Below are 1200 nucleotides of genomic sequence, written 5' to 3'. Positions count from 1 at the left end.
GTGCGCGAGACGCTCGGGATCACTGCCTACGCCACCGAGGATTTCGCCCTGGCCCTCCGAGAGCTGCGCACCTACCGTCGCATCTCCGGAAAGGACGATCAGATCGCGCTCATGGTCGACAGCGAGCGCGGTATCGGGCGCCCGGACCGTGCTCTCGAGACCGGTCGAGCCATCGACCGCTCCGCACTGCCGACGCCTGTTCTCGTCTCCCTGGCGATCGCGATGTCGGGAGCTCGGCTCGATCAGGGCGACCTCGAACTCGCGCTCGGTGAACTCGAGATCCCGGAGCTCGATCCGGATCGTGCGTTCGAATGGAGCCCTGCGCTCTTCGCCGCCCGCGCCGCCGTTCTCGAGGATCTCGGGCGTACGGACGAGGCGGAGTTCTGGGCTCACCGCGCGGAGGTCGCTGCTGAGGCACTGGGCGTCGACGAGGCGGGCGACGAGGAGATCATCATCGAGGACGGCCTCATCGAGGGCGACTTCGATGACGACGACCACGACGCTACCCCTGCCGACGTCGACGGAGAACTCGCTGCCGACGCTGATGACGCTGACGACGCGACCGACGCCGCACAGATCGAGGTCGAGCCGGAGCCGTCTATCGATGACGAGGTTCGCGAGCTGCTCGGCGAGGACGACGCCGCGGACGAGAACGAGTCCGACGCCGATTCCGATCATGCCCACGGCAAGCCTGCGGCATCCGACGCGCCTGAGGAGGCGTAGTGGGACTGTTCTCCAAGAGGGCAGCGTCACGCACCCCGCTCGACGGGGTCGATGCGGTGCTGGCTGATCTCGACGGGGTCGTCTATGCGGGGCCGGGGGCGCTTCCGTACGCCGTCGAGAGCCTCAACGCGGCTGCGTCGACCGCGCGTCTCGGCTACATCACGAACAACGCGTCGCGCACAGACGCTTCAGTCGCGGAACACCTGACGAGCCTCGGGCTCGATGTGGCCCCGGCGGATGTGATCACCAGCCCGCAGGCGGCGATGCGTCTTCTCGCGGGCATCGTGCCGCCGCCGGCCACCCTGCTCATCATCGGTGGGGCCGGCCTGGTCGACGAGGCGGAGAAGGCCGGTTACACGGTCACCCGCAGCGCCGAGGACGCGCCGGATGCCGTGGTGCAGGGCTTCGCCCCCGAGGTGGCCTGGACGGATCTCGCCGAGGCGGCCTTCGCGTTGAAGGTTCCGGAGGAGGAGGGCG

At 68.9% G+C, this 1200-nt stretch carries 1 protein-coding gene and 1 pseudogene; both read left to right on the top strand.

Annotation, left to right across the window (positions count from 1 at the left end):
* The coding region (locus J7E68_RS18130) for a hypothetical protein (protein ID WP_215174945.1) at positions 1–723 on the top strand (723 nt) is incomplete at its 5' end.
* Positions 723–1200: pseudogene (locus J7E68_RS18125) on the top strand (haloacid dehalogenase); the annotation flags it as partial. The gene J7E68_RS18130 and the pseudogene J7E68_RS18125, both read left to right, overlap by 1 nt.

The sequence above is a fragment of the Microbacterium sp. ISL-103 genome (assembly GCF_018613995.1).
Lineage (GTDB): Bacteria > Actinomycetota > Actinomycetes > Actinomycetales > Microbacteriaceae > Microbacterium.
Note: the sequence above shows the minus strand (reverse complement) of the source record. Positions and strands in the feature narration are given on the sequence as shown.